Raw genomic sequence first — 4802 nt, 5'->3', positions numbered from 1 at the left:
CCTGGCGGTCGACGACCCGCTGGAGGCCGTCGCTGTCCTCCGCCAGGTCCTGCTACCCGTCATGCTGGACGCGCTGGGCGCGCCGCGTGACGACGACGAGTGGGCGGCGCGCTGGGAAACGGGGAGATTCACAGACGGAGACCCGATCAGCCGTTACCTCGGCGATCACACCGCCCGGTTCGATTTATTCCATCCCACCCAGCCGTTCGGGCAGGTCGCCGGGCTGCGCACGGGAAAGGGCGAGACAAAACCGATCTCACTGCTCATCCCTCGGCTCGCCGCGGGCAACAACGTCCCGTTGTTCTCAGCCCGCGCCGAGGATGACCCGCCAGCGCTCAGCCCAGCGCGGGCGGTCCGAGCGCTACTGGCCGTCCAGTGCTGGGACACCGCCGCCATCAAGTCGGGCGCGGCCGACGACGACAAGGTCAAGGCCGGGAAAACCACCGGCAACCCGACTGGTCCGGTCGGTCAGCTCGGCGTCGTCATCCCGATCGGGCTGACCCTCTTCCAGACCCTGCTGCTCAACACGCCCATACTGCCGGCGGGGCTGCGCCAGCGGGATGCTCCCTGGTGGCGGCGGGAGCCCCCCACCGGACGCTGGGCCTCCCGGTCCGCCCAGGGCCTGCTGGACCTGCTCACCTGGCAGTCCCGCCGAGTCCGGCTCGTGCTCGACCACGGCGACACGGCACCCACCGTGAGCCGGGTCGTCCTGACCGCCGGTGACCGGCTCGTGCCGCTCCCGCACGACCTCGAGCCCCACACTGCCTGGCGGCGGGTTGACAAGCCCAAGAAAGAAGACCCGCCGGTACGGCCGGCCCGCCACCAGCCGGGCCGGTCCGCTTGGCGCGGCCTGGAGGCGCTGCTGGCCACGATCCCGACCAGCGGCGAGCGGATGACCGCGCCGTCGCTGCTCATCCAGCTGGGCCGGCTCCGCACGGACGACTACCTCGCCGACGACATCCCCCTTCAGGTACTTACCGTGGGGGTGAGCTACGGCAACCAGTCGGCGGTCATCGAGGACGTCATGGTCGATGGTGTCCCGCTACCGGTCGCCGCGCTCGCCGGGGGAGACTCGGCGGTCCGGGACACCATCCTGGCCGTCGTCGGGCAGGCTGAGAAGCTGCGAGTCGCGGCCAACCGGCTCGGGGACGACCTTCGAGCCGCCGAACACGGCGAGAAGATTCCCTGGGACAAGGGCCAACGGCTCGGTGACACCCTCGTCCACAGCTTCACCCCCTACGTCCACCGGTTGCTGGCCGGGCTCCAACGGCGGCCCGACCTCACCGAACAGGCCGAGGATGCCTGGCGGGCCATTGCCCGCCGACTGGCCTTTGCCATCGCCGAACCCGCCCTGGCGGGGGCGGGCCCGGGAACATTCCTCGGCCGCGACCCGGACACCCCCTTCGGGCCTCGGCTCGCGACCGCCGAAGCGTCGTTCCGGCGCGCGCTCAACGATGCCCTCGGCCGGCCGGAAGACACCTCCACGGCATCCAGACCTACGACGGGGAACCCATGACCACCGAAGCCACACCGTCCGCTGACACGTCCGTTCCGGAGCAACGAAGCCAGGTCCGATACTTCTGGGAACGGACGGCGTCGGGGACAAGCCCGGACGGCGCGGCCTTGGCCGCCCTGCGGCGCGGTGTCGGCCGCGAGCCGGGCAGCGTCCCCTCGATGTGGCAGCATTACGCCCTCCTCACGGCAGATGGTGGGATCAGCGCGCGCTTGCGCGCCGAGCACGCCGCCCTCACCCTGTATGCCATTCATCAGCAGTCGCAGCCCAAGTCGGTGCACGACGCGGGCATCGGGGTCGGTAAAGCTGTTCAGATGCTGCGGGCCAGCGAGAAATTCAGCGTCGAGGCTGTCGACCGGCGCTTCAACGCCGCCGCCACCGCCACATCACTGGACGAGTGCGCCTACCATCTCCGGGGCCTGGTCCGTCAGCTCCGGCAAATCTCCCAGCCGCTCGACTACACCGCCCTGCTCGGCGACCTCATCGATTGGCAGCGTCCGGAGCGAATCGGCCGGGTCCGTCGCGACTGGGGACGACAGTACTTCCTCGGCCGTGACCGCGGCGGTCCTGACAGCACCAGGCCCAACCGCGCCAAATCTGCCCGCGCCAAATCCGACGGCACCAAGCCCGGCGGTTCCGCCACCCCCAACGACTGACACCCGCGGCGCGCATTTCCCCGCGGCCGTTGCGCCCGTACCGATCCCACTACCATCGCCCGATACCATCAGGATGAAGAGCATACCGATGCCTCTCTATGTTGACATTCATATTCTCCAGACCGTGCCCCCGTCGAACCTCAACCGGGATGACGCGGGCACACCGAAACAAGCCATTTACGGTGGGGTCAGGCGCGCGCGGGTATCGTCCCAGGCGTGGAAGCGGGCGACCCGCACCGCGTTCAGTGATCAGGTGGATCCAGCCCGGCTCGGTACCCGGACAAAAAAGATCTCAGGCCTGCTCTGCGAGCGGATCGCCGCGCGCGGCCTCACTGACCCGGAGGCGTGCGCCCGGATCACCAAGGCTCTCCTCGCTGACCTTGGCATCAAGGACGGGAAGAAAGAGACCGAGACCGCCTATCTGCTGTTCTTCGGCCGCCCGCAGCTCGAGCGGCTCATTGACCTGATCGAAGCCGACCTTCCTCAGCTCGCGGAGCTCGACGAAACGGCCCTCGCTGCCTCCCTCGGCCACGTCTCCGTCAAAAAGGTGCTCGGCACCGGCCATCCGATCGACGTGGCCCTGTTCGGACGCATGGTCGCTGAGCTGCCTGATCTGAACGTCGACGCCGCGACCCAGGTCGCTCACGCCTTGTCCACCCACGCCGCCGAGGTCGAGTTCGACTACTACACGGCGGTCGATGACGAGAACCTCAAGGAGGAGACCGGCGCCGGAATGATCGGCACGGTGGAGTTCCAGTCCGCGACGCTCTACCGGTATGCGACCGTCGGCCTGCACCAACTCGCCGACAACCTCGGCGGCGACGTGGAGGCAGCCGTCGAGGCCCTGCGTGTCTTCCTCACCGCGTTCACCACCTCCATGCCGACCGGACACAGGAATTCCTTCGCGCACCGTACTGTCCCCAACCTCGTCACCGTCGCCCTGCGCGGCGACCAGCCGGTCAACCTCGTCTCCGCGTTCGAGAATCCCGTACGGGCCGGCAGCCGAAGCATCCTGGCGACCTCCATCGACCGGCTCGCGAACGAGCTGGCCGAGGCCGCCTCGCTGTGGGGACGCCGGCCCGCGCTCGTCGCCTCCACCTACAGCACGAGCACGTCAACCGCTGGCGCGGACGATCTAGCCAGCACGCTCGGCCCATCGACGCCGTTCAAGGACGTCGTCGAGATGGTGACCGTGGCCGCGCGGGAGCGCCTCACCGGCGCGGCGCGATGAGCACATCGTCCTGTCTGGTCCTCCGGCTGGCCGGGCCGATCCAGTCATGGGGCGGCCCGAGCATGTTCAACCGCCGTGAAACCTCTCCCGAGCCGACGAAGAGCGGTCTTGTCGGCCTGCTCGCGGCCGCGCAGGGCCGTCGGCGGGCCGACCCGATCGAAGACCTGCTCGCATTGACCTTCGGGGTCCGCACCGACCAGGCCGGGACTCTGCTCCGCGACTACCACACCGTCAGCGACTACCGTGGCCGCCCGTTGCCGTCGGCCGCCGTCACAGCCAAGGGGAAGCAGAAGCCGACATCGCCCGCGAAACTCACCCATGTCACCGAACGCTTCTACCTCCAGGACGCCGTCTTCATCGTCGCGATCGTCGCGCCCGACGACGTCCTCGTCGCCCTCGCCGATGCCATCCGCAATCCCGCCTTTCCCCTCGCGCTTGGCCGCCGAGCCTGCCCCCCGACCCAACCGGTGCTGCTCACACCCGTCGGCCAGCCAGGCTTGACCGCCTGGACCGGTGGGCTGCTCGACGTCCTCGGCCAGGTGCCCTGGTACGGCGGACACAGCCAGCGGCGTCAGCTCGAACGGCTGAAGTCCCCGCCGCGTCACCTCGACCTGCCCGTCACCCTCGACGATCCCGCCGGTGACGACATCCGGATGGACCTGCCAACGAGCTTCGACCCCCGAGACCGGTCCTTCACCAGCCGCCGGGTCCGTCAGACCTGGGTGCGCGTTCCCTCGCCCCACGTTGACAACCCGGATGCTGTCGACGCGGCCGACAGCCATGACCCCTTCGCGATTCTCGGATGGTGACCAGCCGTGACCTATTTGTCCCGAATATGGCTTAACCCGCTGCGGCGACAGAGCCAGAAGCTGCTCAGCAGCCCGGAGAGATTGCACGCCGCCGTACTTGGCGGCATCAGCCGCCAGCCGATCAGCGAGCGTGTTCTCTGGCGTCTGGAAAGCGACTCGTCGCGCGGCGAGGCCCACGATCGGCCGCGCCGTGAGTACCGAGCGGAGCTCTTGGTTCTCACCGAGTCAACCCCATCGTGGGAGCACCTCATCGAACAGGCCGGCTGGGCCCATGCCGACGAGCCGCAGGCTCTCATCCGCGACTACCAGCCGCTGCTCGACCGCCTCGAGACGGGCCGGGAGTTCCGCTTCCGGCTCCGCGCGAACCCGGTCAGTTCCACCCGTACGCCGATGAACCCGTCGGTCAGCCAAAAAGAGCGCCTATCCCAGCCGCGTCCGCGCGGCGTCCGCGTTCCGCACCGGACCGCAACCCACCAGATCGCCTGGCTGACCAGCCGAGTCGAACGGTGGGGCTTTCACGTGCTCGACACCCCGGACGGTGACCCCGCGCTCCGCCTGACCGCCCGTGACCGCCTCACCTTCTACAAGCGAGG

General features: G+C 69.0%; 5 protein-coding genes. All 5 read left to right on the top strand.

Features of this window, described 5'->3' with window-relative positions:
• The coding region (gene casA / locus MJ783_RS13870; RefSeq protein WP_239310854.1) for a type I-E CRISPR-associated protein Cse1/CasA at positions 1-1516 on the top strand (1516 nt) is incomplete at its 5' end.
• Positions 1513-2169 carry a type I-E CRISPR-associated protein Cse2/CasB gene (casB, locus tag MJ783_RS13865; RefSeq protein WP_239405048.1) on the top strand — a complete coding sequence of 219 codons (657 nt, stop codon included), beginning with the start codon at positions 1513-1515 and terminating at the stop codon, positions 2167-2169. The genes casA and casB, both read left to right, overlap by 4 nt.
• Positions 2170-2257: 88 nt before the next feature.
• Positions 2258-3400, top strand: a complete 1143-nt coding sequence (gene cas7e / locus MJ783_RS13860; protein WP_239310852.1) for a type I-E CRISPR-associated protein Cas7/Cse4/CasC — start codon at positions 2258-2260, stop codon at positions 3398-3400.
• Positions 3397-4209: a type I-E CRISPR-associated protein Cas5/CasD gene (cas5e, locus tag MJ783_RS13855; RefSeq protein ID WP_239310851.1), complete on the top strand. Its 813-nt coding sequence runs from the start codon at positions 3397-3399 to the stop codon at positions 4207-4209. Before cas7e ends, cas5e begins: the two co-directional genes overlap by 4 nt.
• A 6-nt stretch (positions 4210-4215) precedes the next feature.
• Positions 4216-4802 (top strand): type I-E CRISPR-associated protein Cas6/Cse3/CasE (locus MJ783_RS13850; protein WP_239310850.1); only part of this gene is annotated, 587 nt, incomplete at its 3' end.

Origin of the sequence: Protofrankia sp. Cj3, from assembly GCF_917627355.1 — a bacterium.
In the GTDB taxonomy this organism is placed as follows: Bacteria; Actinomycetota; Actinomycetes; order Frankiales; family Frankiaceae; genus Protofrankia.
This window is presented reverse-complemented; position numbering and strand designations above follow the sequence as displayed.